Origin of the sequence: Pseudonocardia sp. McavD-2-B (assembly GCF_024124365.1) — a bacterium.
Classification (GTDB): domain Bacteria; phylum Actinomycetota; class Actinomycetes; order Mycobacteriales; family Pseudonocardiaceae; genus Pseudonocardia; species Pseudonocardia alni.
Genome location: NZ_JAMXSG010000080.1, coordinates 1 through 20,806, shown reverse-complemented (window position 1 = coordinate 20,806; position 20,806 = coordinate 1). Strand labels below are relative to the sequence as shown.

The 20,806-nt window shown below is 71.6% G+C and carries 20 protein-coding genes; 13 read left to right on the top strand and 7 right to left on the bottom strand.

Going from position 1 to position 20,806, the window contains the following annotated elements:
- Window positions 1–500 (bottom strand): thiamine pyrophosphate-binding protein (locus NH602_RS13165; protein WP_253067970.1); only part of this gene is annotated, 500 nt, incomplete at its 3' end.
- Window positions 501–832: 332 nt separating this feature from the next.
- On the opposite strand from NH602_RS13165, the gene NH602_RS13160 reads away from it, so the two are divergent.
- From NH602_RS13160 to NH602_RS13150, 3 genes are all read left to right on the top strand, one after another.
- Complete coding sequence (locus tag NH602_RS13160; protein ID WP_253067972.1) at window positions 833–2,110, top strand: MFS transporter; 1,278 nt, start codon at window positions 833–835, stop codon at window positions 2,108–2,110.
- Window positions 2,111–2,211: 101 nt separating this feature from the next.
- Entirely contained in the window at window positions 2,212–2,946 is a 735-nt protein-coding gene (locus tag NH602_RS13155; RefSeq protein WP_073576548.1) for a dienelactone hydrolase family protein, read from the top strand.
- A 20-nt stretch (window positions 2,947–2,966) separates the two neighbouring features.
- Entirely contained in the window at window positions 2,967–4,613 is a 1,647-nt protein-coding gene (locus NH602_RS13150; RefSeq protein WP_062398000.1) for an ABC-F family ATP-binding cassette domain-containing protein, read from the top strand.
- Between the two features lie 54 nt (window positions 4,614–4,667).
- Here the strand turns inward: NH602_RS13150 and NH602_RS13145 are convergent, their stop codons facing one another.
- The 4 genes from NH602_RS13145 to NH602_RS13130 form a co-directional block, all read right to left on the bottom strand.
- Window positions 4,668–4,985, bottom strand: coding sequence for an adhesin (locus NH602_RS13145; RefSeq protein ID WP_073576881.1), 318 nt, complete (start codon window positions 4,983–4,985; stop codon window positions 4,668–4,670).
- Between the two features lie 187 nt (window positions 4,986–5,172).
- The gene (locus NH602_RS13140) at window positions 5,173–5,997 is read right to left on the bottom strand and encodes an aldo/keto reductase (protein WP_073576549.1); all 825 of its coding nucleotides are present in this window, start codon (window positions 5,995–5,997) and stop codon (window positions 5,173–5,175) included.
- 76 nt (window positions 5,998–6,073) lie between these two features.
- The gene (locus NH602_RS13135) at window positions 6,074–6,919 is read right to left on the bottom strand and encodes a patatin-like phospholipase family protein (RefSeq protein ID WP_253067969.1); all 846 of its coding nucleotides are present in this window, start codon (window positions 6,917–6,919) and stop codon (window positions 6,074–6,076) included.
- Between the two features lie 86 nt (window positions 6,920–7,005).
- Window positions 7,006–9,858, bottom strand: coding sequence for an FAD-binding and (Fe-S)-binding domain-containing protein (locus NH602_RS13130; protein ID WP_253067971.1), 2,853 nt, complete (start codon window positions 9,856–9,858; stop codon window positions 7,006–7,008).
- 184 nt (window positions 9,859–10,042) lie between these two features.
- Between NH602_RS13130 and NH602_RS13125 the strand changes: the two genes are divergently transcribed.
- Window positions 10,043–10,207: a hypothetical protein gene (locus NH602_RS13125; RefSeq protein WP_253067968.1), complete on the top strand. Its 165-nt coding sequence runs from the start codon at window positions 10,043–10,045 to the stop codon at window positions 10,205–10,207.
- 17 nt (window positions 10,208–10,224) lie between these two features.
- Window positions 10,225–11,127, top strand: a complete 903-nt coding sequence (locus NH602_RS13120) for a 1,4-dihydroxy-2-naphthoyl-CoA synthase (protein WP_073576551.1) — start codon at window positions 10,225–10,227, stop codon at window positions 11,125–11,127.
- Between the two features lie 48 nt (window positions 11,128–11,175).
- Here the strand turns inward: NH602_RS13120 and NH602_RS13115 are convergent, their stop codons facing one another.
- Both NH602_RS13115 and NH602_RS13110 read right to left on the bottom strand, forming a co-directional pair.
- On the bottom strand, window positions 11,176–12,312 hold the full coding sequence (locus tag NH602_RS13115) for a site-specific integrase (protein ID WP_253067967.1): 1,137 nt from the start codon (window positions 12,310–12,312) through the stop codon (window positions 11,176–11,178).
- 2 nt (window positions 12,313–12,314) lie between these two features.
- A complete protein-coding gene (locus NH602_RS13110) occupies window positions 12,315–12,902 on the bottom strand; it encodes a helix-turn-helix domain-containing protein (protein WP_253067966.1) in 588 nt (195 codons plus the stop codon).
- A gap of 149 nt (window positions 12,903–13,051) precedes the next feature.
- Here NH602_RS13110 and NH602_RS32210 point away from each other — a divergent pair, with 149 nt between their 5' ends.
- The 8 genes from NH602_RS32210 (at window position 13,052) to NH602_RS13075 (ending at window position 20,738) form a co-directional block, all read left to right on the top strand.
- A complete protein-coding gene (locus NH602_RS32210; protein WP_374210165.1) occupies window positions 13,052–13,285 on the top strand; it encodes a helix-turn-helix transcriptional regulator in 234 nt (77 codons plus the stop codon).
- Window positions 13,286–13,631: 346 nt separating this feature from the next.
- Entirely contained in the window at window positions 13,632–15,875 is a 2,244-nt protein-coding gene (locus NH602_RS13105; RefSeq protein ID WP_253067965.1) for a DUF3987 domain-containing protein, read from the top strand.
- Entirely contained in the window at window positions 15,872–16,234 is a 363-nt protein-coding gene (locus NH602_RS13100) for a hypothetical protein (RefSeq protein WP_253067964.1), read from the top strand. The genes NH602_RS13105 and NH602_RS13100 overlap by 4 nt, the downstream gene beginning before the upstream one ends.
- Window positions 16,231–16,515: a WhiB family transcriptional regulator gene (locus tag NH602_RS13095; RefSeq protein ID WP_253067963.1), complete on the top strand. Its 285-nt coding sequence runs from the start codon at window positions 16,231–16,233 to the stop codon at window positions 16,513–16,515. Before NH602_RS13100 ends, NH602_RS13095 begins: the two co-directional genes overlap by 4 nt.
- Window positions 16,508–16,789, top strand: coding sequence for a hypothetical protein (locus NH602_RS13090; RefSeq protein ID WP_253067962.1), 282 nt, complete (start codon window positions 16,508–16,510; stop codon window positions 16,787–16,789). Before NH602_RS13095 ends, NH602_RS13090 begins: the two co-directional genes overlap by 8 nt.
- 98 nt (window positions 16,790–16,887) lie before the next feature.
- Window positions 16,888–17,622 (top strand): hypothetical protein, encoded by a 735-nt coding sequence (locus NH602_RS13085; protein WP_253067961.1) that lies wholly within the window; start codon window positions 16,888–16,890, stop codon window positions 17,620–17,622.
- Window positions 17,623–18,280: 658 nt separating this feature from the next.
- Entirely contained in the window at window positions 18,281–18,505 is a 225-nt protein-coding gene (locus NH602_RS13080; protein ID WP_253067960.1) for a hypothetical protein, read from the top strand.
- A 169-nt stretch (window positions 18,506–18,674) separates the two neighbouring features.
- Window positions 18,675–20,738 carry a parkin coregulated gene family protein gene (locus tag NH602_RS13075; protein WP_253067959.1) on the top strand — a complete coding sequence of 688 codons (2,064 nt, stop codon included), beginning with the start codon at window positions 18,675–18,677 and terminating at the stop codon, window positions 20,736–20,738.
- Window positions 20,739–20,806 lie beyond the last annotated feature (68 nt).

Here is a 20,806-nt window from a genome sequence, read left to right as displayed (position 1 = left end):
CCCGCGCCGGCACCGGCGGCCGCGGCGAGCATCCGCGCGACGACCGCCCGCCAGCGCCGCGCCTCCGGCTCGGTGGTGCCCACGGGCACCGGCAGCGCGCCCGCCCAGCGCACGGCGCCCCCGTACAGACCGGCCTGGTCGACGGTCTGGCTGGCGCCGGTGCCGACCAGCTCCGGCGGCCGGTCCGCGGTCAGGACCAGCAGCGGGACCCCCGAGTGCGACGCCTCCAGCACCGCGGGGTGCAGGTTCGCCGCGGCCGTCCCGGACGTGACGACGACCGGGACCGGGCGGCCGGACGCCAGCGACAGGCCGAGCGCGAGGAAGCCCGCGGCACGTTCGTCGATGCGCACGTGCAGCCGGACCGTGCCCCGCTCGTCGGCCCGGGCCAGCGCGAACGCGGGTGGCGCGTTGCGGGAGCCGGGGCACAGGACCGCGTCGGTGACACCGGCCCGCGCCAGCTCGTCGACGAGTACGCGCGCCTGCGCGGTCGAGCCGTTCACCCCATCACCCCTCACGACGACGGTACCGGCGTACTGCCCGCGATCCCCGCCCGGTCGAAGTCCTCCGGCAGGGGCAGCAGGTCCGCCATGTGGCCCAGTCTGCCGCGCAGTCGCAACCGGGTGTGGCCGGGGCACGTCACGGTCGGGGTACCGATGTGGCCGGAACCGGTGAAAACGGCGCACCACGGCCCTACCGTGACGCCACCGCAGATGTCCGTCGACGGGGAGGGACCGTGTCCGACACGCACGCCGGCGCCACCGCGCCGGGATCACCGACGCCACCGGCGTCCGACCAGCCGCACACGCCGATCGCGAAGGTCGTCGCGGGGAGCATGCTGGGCACGACCGTCGAGTGGTACGACTACTTCCTCTACGGCGTCGCCGCCGCCCTGGTGTTCCCGGCGGTGTTCTTCCCCGAGTCCGACGGCGCGACCGGGACCCTGCTCTCGCTCGGCACGTTCGCGGTCGGGTTCATCGCGCGCCCGGTGGGCGGCCTGGTCTTCGGCCACTACGGCGACAAGATCGGCCGCAAGAAGCTGCTGGTCCTGTCGCTGATGATGATGGGCGCCTCGACGTTCGCGATCGGCCTGCTGCCGGCCTACGCCACGATCGGGATCGCCGCGCCGCTGCTGCTCGTCGTGCTGCGGCTGGTCCAGGGCTTCGCGCTGGGCGGTGAGTGGGGCGGCGCGGTCCTCATCGTGTCCGAGCACGGGAAGCCCGAGCACCGTGGGTTCTGGGCGAGCTGGCCGCAGGCCGGTGCCCCGGCCGGGCAGCTGCTGGCCAACGGCCTGCTCGCGATCATGGCGCTGGTGCAGTCCGAGGAGGCGTTCCTGGCCTGGGGCTGGCGGATCCCGTTCCTGCTGTCCGCGGTGCTGGTCCTGATCGGCCTCTACGTCCGCCTCGCCGTCGAGGAGTCGCCGGTCTTCCGGGAGGCGCAGGCCAGGGCCGCCGCGCGGGCCGCGGCCGGCGAGAAGGACACCATGCCGATCCTGGACGTCCTGCGGCTCTACCCGCGCGAGGTCCTCACCGCGATGGGCGCCCGGTTCGCGGAGAACGTCTCGTACTACATCTTCACGATCGTCATCTCGACGTACGTGAAGGAGCAGTTCGGGCTGCCGTCGTCGTTCGTGCTGGGCGCGGTGCTGATCGGTGCCGCGGTGCACCTGGTGACCACCCCGATGTGGGGTGCGGTCTCCGACCGGGTCGGCCGCAAGCCGGTCTACCTGTTCGGCGCCGCCGGCGTCGGCATCTGGGCGTTCGTGTTCTTCTTCCTGGTGGACACGCAGAGCTTCGCCCTCACCGCCGTCGCGGTGACGGTCGGGCTGGTGCTGCACGGCGCGATGTACGGCCCGCAGGCGGCGTTCCTGTCCGAGCTGTTCGGTACCAGGGTGCGCTACTCGGGCATCTCGATCGGCTACCAGCTGGCGTCGGTGTTCGCGGGCGGCCTGGCCCCGCTGATCGCGGCGTCGCTGCTGGTCGCGACGGGTACCGGCTACTCGATCGCGGTGTACATCGCGGTCGCGTCGGTGGTCACGATCATCGCCGTGGCGAGCTACTCGGAGACCCGCACCCGGCGCCTCGACGACGACGGCGCGCCGACCAGGACCTGATCCGGTACGTACCACCCGAACCGCGCCGGCGGTCCGGCGGAACGCCTCCCGGGGGCGTAGAACGGGTGCGACCCGTCGATCACCCCCGGGAGGCCGGACCCGTGCCGCGCACCGACTTCACGATCAGCACCCCCGACGGCGACGCCGCCGCCACCCTGCACACCCCGGACGGCGACGGCCCGTGGCCGGGTGTGCTCCTCTACCCCGACGCCGGCGGTGTCCGGACGGCCATCCACGACATGGCCGCGCACCTGGCGTCGCTCGGCTACGCGGTGCTGCTGCCCGACGTGTACCACCGACACGGCGACTGGTCCCCGTTCGACTTCGCCACCGTGTTCTCCGACCGGCCCGAGCGGGCCCGGCTGATGGGGATGGTGGGCTCGCTGACGCCCGAGTTCGTCGCCGTCGACGCCGAGGCGTGGGTGACCGCACTGCTGGAACGGCCCGAGGTCGGCGGCAGCACGGTCGGCACCACCGGCTACTGCATGGGCGGGGTGATGAGCCTGCGCACCGCCGCGACGCAGCCGGAGCGGGTCGCGGCCGCGGCGTCGTTCCACGGGGGCAACCTCGCCACCGACGACCCGGCCAGCGTGCACCGGCTCGCCGACCGCATCCGGGCCGAGGTGTACGTGGCCGGTGCCACCGACGACGACTCCTTCCCCGACGAGCAGAAGCAGCGCCTCGGCGACGCGCTGTCCGCGGCCGGGGTGTCGGCGACCCTGGAGACCTACCCGGCGGCGCACGGTTTCGCGGTGCCGGACGCCCCCACCCACGACGACGACGCCGAGCAGCGGCACTGGGACGCCCTGCACCGGCTCTTCGGGGCGAACCTGTAGGGGTAGCGTCTGCGCTCGAGATGAGCGCGACCCTTCACGTGACGGGCCTGGCCGCCGGCCACGGCGACCGACCCCTGTTCTCCGGGCTGGACCTCGTCGTCGCGCCCGGCGACGTCATCGGGCTGGTCGGTGCCAACGGCGCCGGCAAGTCCACCCTGCTGACGGTGCTGGCCGGCTCGCGGCCCCCGGACGACGGGTCGCTGACCCTCGCCCCGCCCGACGCGACCGTCGGGCACCTGCCGCAGGAGCCCGACCGGCGTCCCGGGGAGACGGTCGCCGGGTTCCTGGCGCGCCGGACCGGCGTCGCCGACGCGCAGGCGACGATGGACGCCGAGGCGGAGGGGCTCGCGTCGGGCACCCCGGGCGCCGACGACCGCTACGCCGCCGCGCTCGACCGCTGGCTGGCCCTCGGCGGCGCCGACCTCGACGAGCGCTCCGGCGAGGTGCTGCGCGAGGTCGGGCTGGCGGTCGGCCCGGACGCCCCGATGACCGGGCTGTCCGGCGGGCAGGCAGCCCGGGCCAACCTCGCGGCGCTGCTGCTGTCCCGCTACGACCTGCTGCTGCTCGACGAGCCCACCAACGACCTCGACCTCGACGGCCTGGAGCGGCTGGAGCGGTTCGTGGGCGGCCTCGCCCGGCAGGGCACGCCGACGGTGCTGGTCAGCCACGACCGGGAGTTCCTCGCACGCACGGTGAACCGGATCGTCGAGCTGGACCTGGTCCAGCAGCGGATCGACGTCTACGACGGCGGCTACGAGTCCTACCTCGCCGAGCGCGAGGTCGCCCGCCGGCACGCCCGCGAGGACTACGAGGAGTACGCCGACAAGCTGGGTGGCCTCAAGCAGCGCGCCGTCATGCAGCGCAACTGGATGGCCCAGGGCGTGCGCAACGCCCGGCGCAAGACGAAGGACCCGGACAAGAACGTCCGCGCGCAGCGCCAGGAGTCCAGCGAGAAGCAGGCCGCGAAGGCCCGGCAGACCGAGCGGGCGATCGAGCGGCTGGAGGTCGTGGAGGAGCCCCGCAAGGAGTGGGAGCTGCGGATGGAGATCGCCTCCGCACCCCGGTCCGGGTCGGTCGTCGCGCGGGCCGACGCCGCCGCCGTGCGGCGCGGGGACTTCGCGTTCGGCCCGGCCACGGTGCAGGTGGGCTGGGCGGACCGGGTCGTCGTCACCGGCGCGAACGGGGCGGGCAAGTCGACGCTGCTCGGGCTGCTGCTCGGCCGGATCGCCCCGGACTCGGGCTCGGCGGGGCTCGGGTCGGGGGTCCTGGTCGGCGAGATCGACCAGGCCCGCGGCGCCTTCCTCGGGGACGCGACGCTGCTGCGCGCGTTCGGCGAGCAGGTGCCGGACTGGCCCGAGTCCGAGGTGCGGACGCTGCTCGCGAAGTTCTCCCTCGGCGCGGACCAGGTGCTGCGGACGGCGTCGTCGCTCTCGCCGGGCGAGCGGACCCGCGCCGCGCTGGCGCTGCTGCAGGCGCGCGGGGTGAACCTGCTGGTGCTCGACGAGCCGACCAACCACCTCGACCTGCCCGCCATCGAGCAGCTGGAGCAGGCGGTCGAGGACTTCGACGGGACCGTCCTGCTGGTGACCCACGACCGGCGGATGCTCGACACGGTGCGCGCCACCCGCCGCTGGGACGTCCGCGACGGGACCGTCACCGAGCTCTGAGACGGCCGTGGCCCCACCGGGTGTCCGGCGGGGCCACGCAGTGCGTCGGGTGGGTCAGGCCTGGACGGTGTCGGGGGCCTCGGGCTGCTCGACGATCGCGAAGCGCAGCTCCTGCTCGCCCTGCTCGGTCGCCACGGGCTGGACGTCGAGGACCTTGTCGTCCAGGAGCTCCGCCGCGGCCGGCTCGAGGAAGACGGTGATGCCCTCCCCGCGCAGCACGGTGTCCTGCGCGTCGGCCTCCTGCGCGAGGGCCAGTTCGAGGCCCTGCGCCGGGTCGGTCGCGGAGATGCGCAGGCCGCCGTCGTCGGGCAGCTCCGCGTCGGTGCTCAGGGTCTTGATCGCCTCGGCGGCGTTCTCGGTGATCGCCAACATCGTCCCCACCGTACGGACGCACGCGCGGACGTCCACCGCGCCGGCCCGTCCGCGTCCCCTGTCGGGTGATCCGTGGCGCTGTGCCCTCCGCACATGCCGCACGGTGACACCCGTCACTCCCACCGACGACGACGGCCCGGTGCCCCTCACGGAAAGGGGTGCCGGGCCGTGGCGCGCGGGATGCGGATCAGCCGAAGTCGTCGGGGTCCGGGCCGATGCGCTCGCCGGTGTGGAGCTTCTCGACGGCGGCGATGTCGTCCTCGCTCAGGGCGAAGTCGAAGATCTCGGAGTTCTCCTTGATCCGCTCCGGGTTGTTCGACTTGGGGAACACGATGTTCCCGAGCTGGATGTGCCAGCGGAGCACGACCTGCGCGGCGGACTTTCCGACCCGCTCGGCGATCTCCTTCAGCTCGGGCGCGTCGAGCAGGCCCTTGCCCTGGCCGATCGGGCTCCACGCCTCCAGCGCGATGTCGTGCTGCTGGAGGTACTCGCGGAGCTCGCGCTGCACCAGGTGCGGGTGGAACTCGATCTGGTTGATCGCGGGGACCGTGGAGGTCTCCGCCGCCAGCCGGTCGAGGTGGCCGGGCTGGAAGTTCGACACGCCGATCGACAGCGCCTTGCCCGCCTTCTGCGCGTCCTCGAGGCCCTGCCAGGTCTCGACGTAGCGGTTCTCCTTCGGCCGCGGCCAGTGGATCAGGTACAGGTCCACGTGGTCGAGGCCCAGCTTGGTGAGGCTCTCGTCGAGCTTGCTCACCGCCGACTCCCGGCCGTGCCCGTCGTTGTTGAGCTTGGTGGTGATCCACAGCTCGTCGCGCGGGATGCCGGAGTCGGCGATGGCCTTGCCGACGCCCTCCTCGTTGCCGTACATCTGCGCGGTGTCGATGTGGCGGTAACCGACATCGAGGGCCGCCCTGACCTTCTCCGCGGTGTCACCGGGCTCGATCTGGAAGACGCCGAAGCCGAGCTGGGGGATCTCGCGGCCGTCGTTCAGCTTGATCGTGGGAACAGTCATGGCCCTCGGCTACCCGGGCCGTTGCGCGCTCATGCGACCCCGTGGGATCGGTCTCCGGCGGGAATACAGGCCGAGCTCAGCCCCAGACCCGTGCGACCTCGGCGGCGACGATCGCCGCCTGCGCGCGGCCGGCCCGCACCGACGCGGGGCGCCGCGCCGGGTCGAGCATGTTGCGCCCGAACGCCCGGCGCGACCGCCGGTCCGGCTCGACGACCGCGACCCGGGCCAGCGCGCCGAGCGCCTCGGCCTGGACCCGCGGCGCCACGGCACCGCCGAGCCCACCGGACAGCGGCGCCAGGACGACGACACGGCCGTAGCCGGCGGCGAGGTCGGCGTTGGCCATCGAGCGGACCCCGCCGTCGATCCACCGGGTGCCCGCGGCCGTGACCGGCGGCCACACACCGGGCACCGCGCAGCTGGCGGCGACCGCGGTGGCGAGCTCGACGCCGTCGTCGCGTCCGAAGACCCGGAACCCGCCGGTGTGCGCGTCGACGGCGGTGACCCGCAGGTCGCGGTCGGCGGGCCAGTCCGCGCCGTCGAGCCGCGAACGGATCACCGCGATCCGCTCGGCCTCGTCGACCGTGTCGGTGTCGAGGGCGAGGCGGCCGATCCGGGCCCGGACCCGGGTCGCGTCGCGCGGTCCGGAGAGCGCGGCGACGCCGTAGCGGACCGCGAGCCGCAGCCCGAGGGTCGCGGCGATCTCCCCGGACGGCGGGGCGAGCTGGGTCGCGGCGAGCGCCGCCGGGTCACGCCCGACGGCCAGGTTGGTGCCCACCACCGACCCCGCCGAGGTCCCGACGACGAGGTCGGCGTCGCGCAGGTCGACGCCGTCGGCGAGGAGCCCGGCCAGCAGCCCGTACATCCAGGCGATGCCGGTCAGCCCGCCGCCGCCCAGCACCAGCGCCCGTCGGTCGTCGGCCATGGGTCCTCCTCGTCGTCGCCCTGCACGATCACCACGGGCGAGGGGGCCGGTGCCGGATCCGGCACCGGCCCCCTCGCCGCCGGCGATCACCCTCGCAGGGCGCGGTAGGCGATCTGGGCCAGGTGCACCGGTTCCCGTTCCCCGGCCTGGCGGACCTGGGTGCGGCAGGAGTAGCCGTCGGCGAGCAGGTCCACGGTCTCGTCGGCGGCGCGCAGCGCGGGCAGCAGGGCCCGCTCGGCGCACGCCATCGACACGTCGTAGTGGCCGTCCTCGAACCCGAAGTTGCCGGCCAGGCCGCAGCAGCCGGAATCGAGCACGGTGGCGTCGACGCCGAGCGCGGCGAGCACCGCCCGGTCGGGCTCGGAGCCCAGCTCGGCGTGCTGGTGGCAGTGGATCTGCACCAGCGCGGCACCGTTCCCGGTCCCCGCGACGGCCGACAGCTCGTCGGCGTGCCGGGCCAGCAGCTCGGCGAAGGTCGACACCTGCCGCGCCAGCAGCGGCACCCGCGGGTCGTCGGGCAGCAGCTCCGCGGCGTCGCTGCGCAGCGCGGCGGTGCAGGACGGCTCCAGCCCGACGACCGGGATGCCGGCGTCGAGCGCCGGCCCGATCGCGCGCAGGCTGCGTGCCAGCACCCGGCGGGCCGCGGTGACCTGGCCGGTGGAGGTCCAGGTCAGCCCGCAGCACACGTTCTTCGGGGGCAGCTCGACCCGGTACCCGAGCCCGGTGAGGACCGCGACGGCGTCGGCCGCGATCTCCGGGTCGAAGTGGTCGGTGAAGGTGTCGGTCCACAGCAGCAGCGGGCCGCGGCTGCCGGGTGCGACGCCGAGGTCCGGCACCGTCGACATCGGCAGCCCGCGGGCGGCACGGGCGGTGTAGGTCTCCCGGGCGATCGGCGGGATGGCGCGACGGGCGTCGATCCCGCCCGCCTTCTTCGCGACCTTCGCCAGCAACGGCACCTGCGCGAGCCGGTTCACCCCGTCGACGGCGGCGGCCGGCAGCACCCCGACCGCGCGCAGCCAGCGCGGGAGCGCGCCCATCGAGTAGTGCGACCGCGGCCGCAGCTTCCGGTGGTAGCGGTTCGCGAGGAACTCGGTCTTGTACGAGGCCATGTCGACCCCGACCGGGCAGTCGGACTTGCAGCCCTTGCAGGACAGGCACAGGTCGAGGGACTCGGCGACCTCGTCCGACTGCCAGCCGTCGGTGATGATCTCGCCGTTCGCCATCTCGAACAGCAGCCGGGCGCGTCCGCGGGTGGAGTGCTTCTCCTCCTTGGTCACGTTCCAGCTGGGGCACATGACCCCCGATCCGGTGTCGACGGCGCACTTGCCGACGCCCAGGCAGCGGCGGGTGGCCCGGTGGAAGGAGCCGCGGTCGTGGCCGAAGGCCAGCTTCGGCTCGTCGGGCATGGTCGGCATGCCGAGCTGGACGCGCAGGTTCTCGTCCATCGTCGCCGGGCGCACGACGCGGCCGGGGTTCATCCGGTCGTCCGGGTCCCAGATCCCCTTGAAGTCCTCGAACGCGGTGATGATCTGCGGCGGGTACATCCGCGGGAGCAGCTCGGCGCGGGCCTGGCCGTCGCCGTGCTCACCGGACAGCGACCCGCCGTGCGCGACGACGAGGTCCGCGGCCGCGGTCATGAAGTCCCGGAAGTTCTGCACGCCGGGCTTGCTGAGCAGGTCGAAGTCGATCCGGACGTGCAGGCAGCCGTCGCCGAAGTGCCCGTAGTAGATGCCCTTGCGGCCGTGGTCCTCCAGGACCTTGTCGAACTCGCGCAGGTAGGCGCCGAAGCGCTCCGGCGGGACGGCGGCGTCCTCCCAGCCGGGCCAGGCCTCGCCGCCCTCGGGCGAGCGGGTCAGCAGGCCGGCGCCCTCCTCGCGGATCTTCCACAGCGCGGCCATCCGGGCCGGCTCGCCGACGACGACCGCACCGGTCGTGTACGCCCTCATGGCGTCGGCGACGGCCTGCGCGGCCGCCTCGGCCTCGGCGCGGGTGGCCCCGCCGGTCTCGACGTAGAGCCAGCCCTTGCCCTCGGGGAGCATCCGGCTCGTCGTCTCGTTCGGGCGCAGGGCGCGCAGCGAGGCGATCAGCCCGGCGTCCATGCCCTCGATCGTCAACGGCGAGTGCTCGCGGACGATCATCACGTTGTCCGCGGCGTGGTAGGCGTCGGGGAAGCCGAGCACGGCCAGCGCCCGTGCGGGCGGGGACTCGACGAGGTCGACGGTCGCGGACAGGATCGTCGCGCAGGTGCCCTCGGTGCCGACCAGCGCCTTGGCCAGGTTCACGTTGCCCGGGACGAGCTGGTCGAGGTTGTAGCCCGACACCCGCCGGGTCAGCTCGGGAACGTGCTTCTCGACGTCGTCGGCGACCCGCGCGCCCAGCGCACGCAGCGCGTCCGGGATCGCGCCGGTCTCGGTGCCGTCGCCGCCGAGCACGAGCCGCTCGCCGCGGTAGGTGAGGACCTCCAGCGATGCGACGTTGTCGACGGTCTTGCCCCAGGCCACCGAGTGCGAGCCGCAGGCGTTGTTGCCGATCATCCCGCCGATCGAGCAGCGGTTGTGCGTCGACGGGTCCGGGCCGAACGTCAGGCCGTGCGGCTTGCCGGCGTCGCGCACGGCGTCGCAGACGGCGCCGGGCTGCACGGTCGCGGTCCGGGCGTCGGGGTCCACGGACAGGATCGCGTCCATGTGCGTGCGGAAGTCCATCGCGACCGCGGTGTTGACGGCCTGGCCCGCGATGGAGGTGCGCGACCCGACCGGCAGCACCGGTACGTCGTGGGCGCGGCACACGGCGACGGCGGCCTCGACGTCGGCGGCGTCGCGCGGGGAGATCACGCCGATCGGGACGCCCCGGTAGTTCGAGGCGTCCGCCGACCACATCGCGCGGCTGCCCGCGTCGAACCGGACCTCACCGCCGATGGCGGCACGCAGATCGTTCTCCAGGGCGCGGTACGCGGTGGTCGAACGCGATCCGCCTTCGCTCCTCGCGGTGGTGGGACGCGCGGCGCTGTCGGTGGTCACGGGGCTCCTCTCGGCGCAGACTCCGGCACCTGCGACGGCCCGGGGCTGGGAGATGACGCTACCCCGCGGTCCCCGGGCCCCTCCCGTCGACGGGAACGCGGTTGCGGTGATCCGGATCGCCGTCGGGATCGGGTGGGACCGCGCCGTCGCGTGGGGGTTCGCGGTGTGTGTGCTGTCCGCGGTGTGGGACGCCGACGGCGACACCGGGTGGGACGGTCCGGGCCCCGCACCGGCCGCGGCCCGACGGCTGGCGCCGCTCGTCGCGGAGTGAGTCCTTAGGGTTCGGCCATGACCGTCTCCGAGACCTTCGACCCGGACGCCTGGACGCCGGTCGACGGGTTCGACTTCCGCGACATCACCTACCACCGTGCCCGCGCCACCGGCGCCGTGCGGATCGCGTTCGACCGTCCCGAGGTCCTCAACGCGTTCCGGCCGGGCACCGTCGACGAGCTCTACCGCGCCCTGGAGCACGCCCGGACCAGCGCCGACGTGGGCGCGGTGCTGCTGACCGGGAACGGCCCCTCCCCGAAGGACGGCAAGCGCGCCTTCTGCTCCGGCGGCGACCAGCGCATCCGTGGCCGCACCGGCTACCAGTACGCCTCCGGGGACACCGCGGAGACCGTCGAGCAGGGCCGGGCCGGGCGGCTGCACATCCTGGAGTGCCAGCGGCTGATCCGGTTCATGCCGAAGGTCGTCATCGCCGTGGTGAACGGCTGGGCCGCCGGTGGCGGGCACTCGCTGCACGCCGTCGCCGACCTCACGATCGCCTCCCGCGAGCACGCCCGCTTCAAGCAGACCGACGCCGACGTCGGCTCGTTCGACGGCGGCTACGGCTCGGCCTACCTGGCCCGCCAGGTGGGCCAGAAGTTCGCCCGGGAGATCTTCTTCCTCGGCCGCACCTACAGCGCCGAGCAGATGCACCACATGGGCGCGGTCAACGCGGTGGTCGACCACGCGGACCTGGAGACCGAGGCCCTGCAGTGGGCGACGGAGATCAACGGCAAGTCACCGCAGGCCCAGCGGATGCTGAAGTACGCCTTCAACCTCGCCGACGACGGCCTGGTCGGCCAGCAGCTCTTCGCCGGTGAGGCGACCCGGCTGGCCTACATGACCGACGAGGCGGTGGAGGGCCGGGACTCGTTCCTGGAGAAGCGGGACCCGGACTGGTCGCCGTTCCCCTGGCACTACTAGCGGCGAGCAGCGCAACGGCACTGACCAGCGAGAACACGACGACGTAGATCATCCGGGCAGCGCCTGGGCAGCGGGAGCGTCGGCGGGCAGCGGTTCGGGCAGTGCGGACCACGCCCCATCGACGGCCTTCCGTGTCCGGTCCTCCGAGTCCGGCATCAGGTGGCCGTACGTCGTCAGCACCAACGTCGCGTCCTCGTGGCCCAGGCGCTCGGCGACGGCAAGCACGCTCTCGCCGGCGGCGAGCAGTACCGAGGCGTAGTGGTGGCGCAGGTCGTGGCTGGTAGTCCCGTCGGGTAGACCGGCCCGCCGGACCCCGGGGCCGAACACGTCCCTGCTGACAAACTCCTGGAGCAGCGGCCTGCCCTCGGCGGTGTGGAAGATCAGACCGTCGGGGGCAGCCGGATGCGCCGCCAGGTGCTCGGCCAGCGCCTCGGCCACGACGGTCGGCAGCGGGACCGTGCGGCGGCTCCGCGGGGTCTTCGGCGGGACCCGCTCACGGGAGCGCCGGTCAATCTGGTGCTCGACGCGCACGGTGCGCCGGACAAAGTCGACGTCCTGCGCCCGCAGGGCCAGCAGCTCGCCGATGCGCAGCCCGATGCCGGCCTGGGTGATGATCAGCGCTCGATGCCGGACGACGACGGCGTCGGCCAGGGCGCGCACCTGCTCGACGGTCAGCGGGACAACGCGGTCCTGTTCGTGGCGGGGCAGGGCGATCCGGACGAACGGGCTGCGCGCGATGCGGTGGTCGTCGACCGCGGCGCGGAACACCGACCGGACGAACTTGACTAGGGCGCGCAACGTCGAGGGCGCCATGTGCGCGGCGCGGTCGGTGACCCACGCCTGCACGTCGGACGGCCGGACCGCGGTGAGCCGTCGAGCGCCGAGGTCGGTGCCTTCGACGTGGTTGCGGACGTAGCCAAGCGTCCGCTCCAGCGTCCCGGCCTTGTACGGGCGGGTCGCGATGTAGGCGCGGGCTGCTTCGGCGACCGTGGTGCGGTCGGTCAGGTCCACCCACTGGCCCCGCTGGCCGGCGGCCTCGAGCTCGGTCAGACGGCGCTTCGCGATCGCCTTGACGTCGTAGGTCCCGCCGTCGCGCTCGCGGCCGTCCACACGAATCTTGACCTGCCAGCGCTTGCCTTTGCCATGGCGAGCGGGGTCGCGCCACCGGTCCCGGATATACCCCATGGTCAGCCCCCCTCAGGGAGAGAGAACTGCAGTTCGACGGCGCGACTCCGAATATCTGCGGGCAACGGGGGAAGCGTCAGCCCGGATCGTTGGATCTCTGTTAGTTGTTCCGCGACGACTCGCAATACTTGCCGATCCCTGGCGGCGAGATCGTCGAGCGAATCAGCAAACCCGGCGACCTCGGACCCGCTGGTGAAGTAGCTCTCGGCAGCTCGGTTTCGGCGGAGCTGCTCGACGGCTCCAGCCAGCGCAGACAGCCGGCCCAGCGTCGGGGCGATCCGGAGCCACCAGACGCCCGGTTCCTCGGTCAGAGGCGTGCGGCCGCTCATCCAAAGCAGAGCTGTCCAGGGATCTACGGGTTCAGTCGTTGAAATGGGAGTCGGAGAACCGCCCTCGACGTCGGCTAGCAACCATATCGGAGGCACATCGAGGGCGAGGGCCAGGGCGAGCAGTTCTTGGACTGAGATTGAGCTTCGGTAGCCGGTCTCGAACTTCGCGACGGTTGTGCGATTCCAGTTCACCCCGTACTCGTTCATGCGAGACGCCAGCTTGGCACCGGAGAGGTCCCCTTGCTCGCGCAGCCGCTTCACCTTGACCGCGACGACCTGCGTGATCGAGCCCCGTATGGGGCGGGCCGCTTCTCCGGGGGACGCTTCCACTAGAGAAGCAAAACAGATCCCCCTAGACAACACAACCCCCCTGGCCTTACCTTGCTCCCTGCGCTTCCCCCGTGCAACGTATGTGCTTCCACCGAAGAAGCGGAGTAGTGATGGAAACCCACACCCAGGACCTCATCCGCGAGGCCGAGGCAGCCGCGCTTGTCGGCCTCGCTCCGAAGAGCCTCGCCAACATGCGGTCTCGAGGCGGAGGGCCCCCCTACATTCGGCTGTCCCGCACTGCCATTCGGTACTCACGCCGCGCGCTGACGGACTGGCTGAAGGAGCGCACCGTCCATCCTGGTGGTGCCGCCTGATGCCTCAGAACGAGAACGGGGGCGCCGGCCGCAATCCGGACGCCCCCGCTGAGAAGTCGCCCGCCACCAAGCAGCCGCTTCAAGGCAACGATAGCGCGGCCGAGCAGTTCGTCGTGGTCCTCGAGACCGGGGTTGCCCCGCGGCGGGACCGCCTCCCAGTGGCGAACGCGATCGCCGTCCCACCAGTCGGCCGGCGCCGCCTGTGGCTCTGGTTGGTCCGCAGCTGCCCGTACTGCGCGCTGACGCATGTCCACCGCGCCGGGGGTATCGACGGAGCAGCCCGCACCGGTGGCTGCGGTCGCGACTACTTCGTCCGGGTCGTCCGGTCTGAAGGGAGGGCTGCGGCGTGAACGACTCTCCCTTCGTCACATTCCAGGACGCCATGCAGGCGGCAGGGATGAGGACCAAGGTCTACGGGGACCGGCTCGACGGACAGTGCCCCGCACACGACGACACCGCGCCCTCGCTGTCCGTTCGCTACGACGACGCGGCCGGCAAGGTCCTCCTGAACTGCCACGCCGGATGTTCCTCCGACGACGTCCTCGCCGCGCTGGGGCTTAGCTGGGCAGACCTCTACGCCGACCAGGTCGACGAACCCGCTCCGGCCCGCCCGACGGTCGTCGCGACGTACCAATACCGGGCCGAGGACGGGGCCCTGCTCTATGAGAAGCAGCGCCTGCACCCCAAGTCCTTCCGGCAGCGGCGCCCCAACGGGGGTGGCGGCCACGAGTACCGGCTCGGGGACGTCCGTCGTGTCCTTTACCGGACCCCTGAGCTTCCGCAGGCGATCGAGGAAGGCCGGCCGATCCTCCTCGTCGAGGGGGAGAAGGACGCCGACCGCGTCGTCCGGGACCTGTCCATGCGGGCCACCTGCAACACCGAGGGGGCCGCGAAGGAGGGCCAGCGAACGAAGTGGCGGCGCGAGTACACCGAGCAGCTCCGCGGCGCGAAGGTGCTCGTCGTCGCAGACCGAGACGAGGCTGGATACGCCCACGCCCGCGCAGTCCTGGCCGAGCTGCAGAACGTCGCCGAGTCGGTGGCGGCGTTCACGGTCAGCCCGGATTTCAAGGGCGCCGACATGTCCGATCACCTCGACGCCGGCCACGGGATCGAGGACCTCATCCCGCTCCCGCCACCCGCTACGAACTACGAATCAAACGAAGGAAACGAAGGTACGAAGAAAACCCGCGAGGGCGCGCCGACCCTGCACCCGGCCGCGCTGCACGGCGTCCTCGGTGACGTCGTGCGCCGGCTCGACCCGTTCACCGAGGCAGCCCCGGCAGCCATCCTGTTCCACCTCCTCAGCTTCTCCAGTGCACTGCTCGGCCCCGACCCGCACATCCTCGTCGGCGGCAGCCAGCACCCCGCGCGGATCTGGTCCCTGGTCGTGGGACCCACCGCGGCCGGACGCAAGGGCGAATCCCGAGCCCAGGCGCTTAGGTTCGTAACTTCGTCTTCTTCGTTTGATTCGTACTTCGTCGAGCAGGCGAGTGGGCTCAGCACCGGCGAAGGACTCCTGCACCGGCTCCAAGCCGAGGACTCCACCGGCACCCGGATGGTGGTCACCGAGGCCGAGTTCGGCCGGACGCTCGCCGCCAGCAAGCGCGAGGGCAACACCATCAGCCATGTCCTCCGGGACCTGTGGGACAACGGGCAGGCCGCCACCATGACCAAGGGCGATCCCATCGCCGTCGACGGCGCCCACCTCGCGGTCATCGGGCACGTCACGCCTCGAGAGCTCCGCATCAAGCTGACAGAGATCGACGTGGCCGGCGGCCTGGCGAACCGGTTCCTCTACTGCTGGTCGCACCGCACCAAGCTGCTTCCCGACCAGCAGGAGCCCCCCGACCTGACCGTCCTCGCGAACCAATTCCACAACGCGATCGGATGGGCTCGCCAGCTCGGGCAGACCCGCGTTCGACGATCCAAGGCCGCGGACGCCTACTGGCGCGATGTCTACCTGCGCATCAACTCGCAGGAACCCGAAGGCGTCATCGGCGAGCTCGTCGCCAGGGCGTCCGCCTACGTCCTCAGGATCGCCCTCGCCTTCGCCCTCCTCGACCGCTCCGCCGTCATCAAGGTGCCGCACCTGCGCGCGGCCCTGGCCTGCGTCGCCTACTCGATCCGATCCGCTCAGCACGTCTTCGGCGCCAACAGCGCCCCCGGCGACCTCGGCAAGCTCAGCAACGCCCTGGAAGCGGCGGGCGAGCAGGGGCTCACCCGCACGGAGATGTCGAAGCTGTTCGCCCGGAACAAATCTGCAGACCAGATCAACGCGCTCGTTGCTGAACTGGTCGACGCCGGCCAGGCCTACGAGACCGAGGAGAAGCAAGAAGGATCCCGCGGGCGGCCGACCGTCCGCACTATCTGGCAGCCGACCACCGAGCCGGAAGCCGACCTCGAGGACCTTCTCGACCGGTTCCCCGAAGGGAGCGCCGAAGGGTGCGAAGAAGGCGGCTCCCAGAGTGCCACCCCCTTCGCACCCTTCGTGCTCCCTTCGGACGGCCCTCACTGCCTCAGCTGCGGCCGGGCAGTGCCAGAAGGAGCCGACGAATGCGCGCGCTGCTACTCGGGGGGACGTGTCGCATGACCCCCCGAGTAGCCGACGCCGCGGGGGCGCTGTGGCCACGCACGGCCCGCCGCTGCCGCGCCTGCGGGATGCCGTCCATGCTCGGCGACGTCCACCCGTCCTGCGCCGCGCTCCCCGCCGCGCAGCCCGGGCCCGACTCCGCCATCGCAACCGCCCGATCCCTGCTCGGCGCCGAAGTCCTCAACAGCCGCACCGGAACCTGGCTCGCCTCACAGGCCCCGGCCGTCAACCTCCGCGCCGTCGACGGCCGCGACCCCACCACCTGCGCCGACTGCGGCACCCCACTCAGCCCACGAGCAGCAGCAACCGGCGTCGTCCGGCACCTCGCCTGCTGGCAAAACTCCGGGGCGCCCCGATGAGCGGCCGGATCAACAGCGGCCTCGACCGGCTCATCCGCGCCGCGACCGCCCTCCCACCCGTCGCCGGCGCCGCATGCACCGGCCGAGCAGAACTGTTCGACGACCACCGCCACGGCGAAACCGACCACGACCAGCAGACGCGACACAGCGCAGCCCTCGACCTCTGCGACCGATGCGAGGCCATCACCGCCTGCCGCGCCGCCGTCGACCAGCTCCCCAACCCGACCGGGGTCTGGGCCGGCGAGGTCCGCGGCCCCCGAAGGAGAACACCCCATGTCTGAGTACCGCATCGAGATCAGCCCCAAGGTCGCCGTCGCGTTGTCGTTCCTGATCCGCTGCGGCGCGATCAACGGCGACCACGACGCCGTCGCCCGCTACGCCCGCGCTGCCGCCGAGACAGGCGACGCAGCCGAGCTCCTCACCGGTGCCTCCCTGTTCCTGTGCAGCGTGCTCGTCGGAAGCAACAGCACCGACGACATCCGAAACCTCTGCGCCGACCTGGTCGACGCGACCGCACCGAACCAGCCCCCCACCGAACGGAACCCCAATGTCTGACGACCCCGACGACCCGCGCGAGCTCGCCGCCCGCGTCCCCCGCAACGCCCTCCCCGCCCACACCGACCGGCTCAACCGGCACGACCAGGAGACCGACCATGACGACTGACACCCGTACCGTCGCCGACCTCGAGGCCGCACTGCTCGACGGCGAGAACATCACCGCCGACCAGCTCGCCGCGGCCCGAGCCCACGACGACCACCGCCAGCTCGTCGAAGCAGCCGCGAAAAAGACAGCCCAAGCCGCCGCCGAACAGCACCGGCAGGCAGCCCTCGCCCAGCTCCGCGCCGACGTCGCCGCCACCGCCAACGCGACCGCCGAGATCCAGGCAGCGGCCCAGCAAGCCATCGACGCCGTCGCCCGCTACGCCACGCTGATCGGCCGGCACTCCGACGACGTCGCCGACCTCGTCCGCCGAGCCCGAGCGGCGGGCGCCCCCCAGCATGACCCCGGCCAGGCCCTCGACGACAACGGCATCGCATGGCGCCTCGCCCTCGGCGGGTGGACCGGCGCCGGAATCCGGCTCGCCCTCGACGACGACGGCGAACGCCGAATCGCCCAACCCGACCGCGACCAGCTCGTCGCTCGACTCCTCGGCGCCGCCGCCAACACCGTCCAGCTGTCCCGCCGCGTCGACATCCCCCGCGGATCCACCACCGACGAACTCACCGCGAAGATCGAGTCGCTCGACCACACCATCCGCCGGCCCGAACAGGCCGTCGTCATCCTGCACTCCGGCAGCCGACGAGGACACCGCGCAACCGTCACCGTCGCAGAAGCCCAGCACATGATCGAACGCGGCACCGCACGCTGGCCCGACACCGCCAGCTAGCCCACCGACCGCTGTGCGCCCGGCGTCAAAGTCACCCGGTCCGGAGGAACCCTCTCGGGTCCGGCAGGGACCAACCCCGGGAGCCAAGCCCCCGCACCGCGCGCGACCTCCTGCGCGGGGGCTGCGCCCGGCGCACAGCACCACCCCTCGAACCTGGGGGACCTCAGCCCCCGAACGACCCCGGCGACACCCGCCACCCCGGACACCCCCCCGTCCGTCCCCCGGCGTCGACACTCCGAGACACGCAACAACGGAACGACACCACCACACACAACACAACACTCCAACCACAGCTCAACTCGACAAACGCAACACAAACACATCGCATGCAATACAAATGAATCATCAAGCAACACATCGCGAAAAGCGTTTCATTGAAAGAGTCGTCGATTGAATCGAAACTGAAGCGCAGGACGACGGCCCTGGAAATGACACACCCCCGGGGGATGCCCCCTACCTATAAGCGGCTCGACCGGATCGTCAATGCAGGTCCGGCTATGCGTGCCCCGTGAGCTGACTTCGACACGAGTGGAGTAAATAGATGACTACAGGTAGCGAGACGATCGAGTGCGCCTGCTGCGGAAGGAGTTTCGCGCCTCGGCGCCGGGTGGGTCGTCCGCCCAGGTACTGCGGTGAGGTCTGCCGGCGGACCTCGGAGATGGAGCTGCGCCGGGTGCAGAGCCTGCTCCGGCGGGCGTCGTCGAAGGCCCAGGACGCGGCGCTGGCCCTTGCTACGGGTGCGCGGTTCAGTGAGGTGACCGATCGGAAGGTGCTGGAGTTCTGGCAGGGGGAAATCGAGCGTCTTCGCGAGGAAATGCGGCAGCTCGTCGCGGTGGAGACGACGAATCCGCAAGCGACTCGGAGCTATCCGACTGCATCGTAATGCGGTAGAATCTCCACAGATTTTCGGCAGCGTTGAGTTGCCGATTCGCAGGTTCACCCGGGGGTCCTGCACCGGGCGCTGACGGGCGACACCACGGCCAGGTTCCTTCTGCGCCTCGAGGTGTGTCCGTATGGCTGGTGGCCGTGAAATTGGGCGCGTATCTGTCCGGGTGGTTCCCGAAACTGACGGGTTCGGCGACAGGGTCCGCCGCGAACTGCAGGGCATCGGCGACCAGGAAATCCACGTCGACGTCGTGTTCGACGTCGACCGGGCGCAGCTCCGCGCGGAGCTCGAAGCGATCCGTGTGCCCACCATCCATGTCCCGGTGGATCTCGACTCCGCCGGCTTGGCCCGCGACCTGGCCCGCCTGGACGCGATGACCGGTGACCGGAAGGTCACCGTCAACGCCGATCTGGACTCGGCGAGGCTGCGATCGCAGATCGAGACGGCCACCCGCGCGGCGAGCACATCGGTACCGGTCGCAGTCGATGTGGACCGCGGCGGGATCACCGCGCTCCGGGCGGAGCTCGCCACCCTGCGGAACCAGCGGGTGCGTGTTTCGGTCGATACCGATCCGGGGCCGCTGCGGTCTGTGCTGTCGACGATGACCGGGCTCGGTTCGGTGGCGCTGTCGACCGCGAGCAGCGTGGCTGGTATCGCGGCCGGGTTCGTCAAGGTCGCCGGTGTCGCCGGCGCTGTCGCGGTCGGCGGCGCCGGGATCACCGCCGCTTTCGGGGCGGCAGCGACCGCAGTAGCGGCCGTTCCCGCGGCGCTCGGGTTGGCCGCGGCACCGATCGGGGCGATCGTCGCTGGACTGGACGGCATCAAGAAGGCCGCGAAGTCGCTGGAACCTGCGTTCGACCGGCTGAAAAGCCAGGTATCCGGGGTGTTCGAGAAGGGACTCACCCCTGTCTTCAAGAGCCTCGACGGGCTGGTCCGGGGGACGCTCACCGACGGGCTGAAGGGCACCGCGACGTCGATCAACGGTGTCGCATCGAGCCTCGCGGACATGCTGAACGCGATGAACCGGGCCGACCAGCTCGGGAACATCTTCCGCAACATCAACAAGGCGATCACCGACATCGGCCCCGGCATCGTCGACATCGTCAACTCGACGCTGCGGATGATGGAACTGACCGGCGGCTACGACGCCTTGACCACCGCGGTCAACGAGTTCGGCCGCGCCTACAGCGATTCGGTGAGCCGCATCATCGGTGACGGCTCGATCTCTCGGGCGTTCACCGGCCTCGAGTCCGTGCTGGGAAGTTTGAGCCGGGCGTTCGTCGGGCTCGTCGAGAACGGGATCCGTGGCTTCGCCGGCGCGGCGCCGGGGATCTCGAAGGTCGTCGACTCACTGACCGGGTTCTTCGGCCGGTTCGACTGGGAACGTCTCGGCCGCGCCTCCGGTGCAGTGTTCGAGGGCATCGGGGAAATCTTCGACAACGTCGACGACTCCACGATCGAGGCCATCACGCAGGCGTTCGAGCGGCTGGGGCAGGTGTTCCAGGGCGCCGACTTCCAGGCCAGCATCGGGAAGATCGTCGACGCCTTGCCGGCGCTGATCGACGGGTTGTCGTGGTTCGTGGAGAACGGCGCCACCGTCGCCGGCTGGATCGCGGACATCGTCTCTGCGCTGGGTGGCGACAACATCGCCGCCGTCGCCGTTGGTGGCGCGGTCGCCGCCGCGGTGTGGAAGGGCATGAAAGCAGCGTCGAAGCTGTGGAAGCTGAAGGATCTGTTCGGCAAGGGCGTCGGCGCGAAGGATCTCCTGCCCGGCGCGTTCAAGCTCGTCGACCTGTTCGACAAGGCGTTCAAGTGGACTGACCTGATCGGCCCCGCCGGTGATCTCGCGTCGGGTCTGCTCCGTGAGCTGCTCGGGCTCAACGAGTACACCGTCGAGATCGACGAGGGCGACCTGAAGGAGAAGGTCTCCGGTGCTCTGTCGGAGGCTTTCCAGGAGGCGTTGGACGGTGTCTTCGACGACGTGCCCCAGGTTGAGGTCGAGATCAACGCGGACCCGGCGCGGCAGAGCATCGCCGACGCTGTCGCGGGCGGGGTCGCTGACGGTCTTGCTCGAGTCGACACCTCTGGGCTCGCCGGCGGATTCTCGCTGACCCTGGACTCTGCAGGGTTCGCAGGCACCCTCGCGCAGATCCAGGCATCGTTCACGGCGGCACTGAGCCTTTGCCAACCTCGTGTTCGTACTGGTCAGCGAGTGTCCGGCGTGGCGTGACCTGAGATGGGTGAAGCTCCTGGTAGACGGGCGATTGACTAGATCTGACCGCCTGACCAGGAGCTTCA

Excerpts from the sequence above, each read along its gene's own strand:
- NH602_RS13160 (WP_253067972.1), top strand. The coding sequence starts at position 833 with ATGCTGGGCACGACCGTCGAGTGGTACGACTACTTCCTCTACGGCGTC.
- NH602_RS13150 (WP_062398000.1), top strand. The coding sequence starts at position 2,967 with ATGAGCGCGACCCTTCACGTGACGGGCCTGGCCGCCGGCCACGGCGAC.
- NH602_RS13145 (WP_073576881.1), bottom strand. The coding sequence starts at position 4,985 with ATGTTGGCGATCACCGAGAACGCCGCCGAGGCGATCAAGACCCTGAGC.
- NH602_RS13140 (WP_073576549.1), bottom strand. The coding sequence starts at position 5,997 with ATGACTGTTCCCACGATCAAGCTGAACGACGGCCGCGAGATCCCCCAG.
- NH602_RS13135 (WP_253067969.1), bottom strand. The coding sequence starts at position 6,919 with ATGGCCGACGACCGACGGGCGCTGGTGCTGGGCGGCGGCGGGCTGACC.
- NH602_RS13120 (WP_073576551.1), top strand. The coding sequence starts at position 10,225 with ATGACCGTCTCCGAGACCTTCGACCCGGACGCCTGGACGCCGGTCGAC.
- NH602_RS13115 (WP_253067967.1), bottom strand. The coding sequence starts at position 12,312 with ATGGGGTATATCCGGGACCGGTGGCGCGACCCCGCTCGCCATGGCAAA.
- NH602_RS32210 (WP_374210165.1), top strand. The coding sequence starts at position 13,052 with ATGTGCTTCCACCGAAGAAGCGGAGTAGTGATGGAAACCCACACCCAG.
- NH602_RS13100 (WP_253067964.1), top strand. The coding sequence starts at position 15,872 with ATGACCCCCCGAGTAGCCGACGCCGCGGGGGCGCTGTGGCCACGCACG.
- NH602_RS13095 (WP_253067963.1), top strand. The coding sequence starts at position 16,231 with ATGAGCGGCCGGATCAACAGCGGCCTCGACCGGCTCATCCGCGCCGCG.
- NH602_RS13090 (WP_253067962.1), top strand. The coding sequence starts at position 16,508 with ATGTCTGAGTACCGCATCGAGATCAGCCCCAAGGTCGCCGTCGCGTTG.
- NH602_RS13085 (WP_253067961.1), top strand. The coding sequence starts at position 16,888 with ATGACGACTGACACCCGTACCGTCGCCGACCTCGAGGCCGCACTGCTC.
- NH602_RS13080 (WP_253067960.1), top strand. The coding sequence starts at position 18,281 with ATGGAGCTGCGCCGGGTGCAGAGCCTGCTCCGGCGGGCGTCGTCGAAG.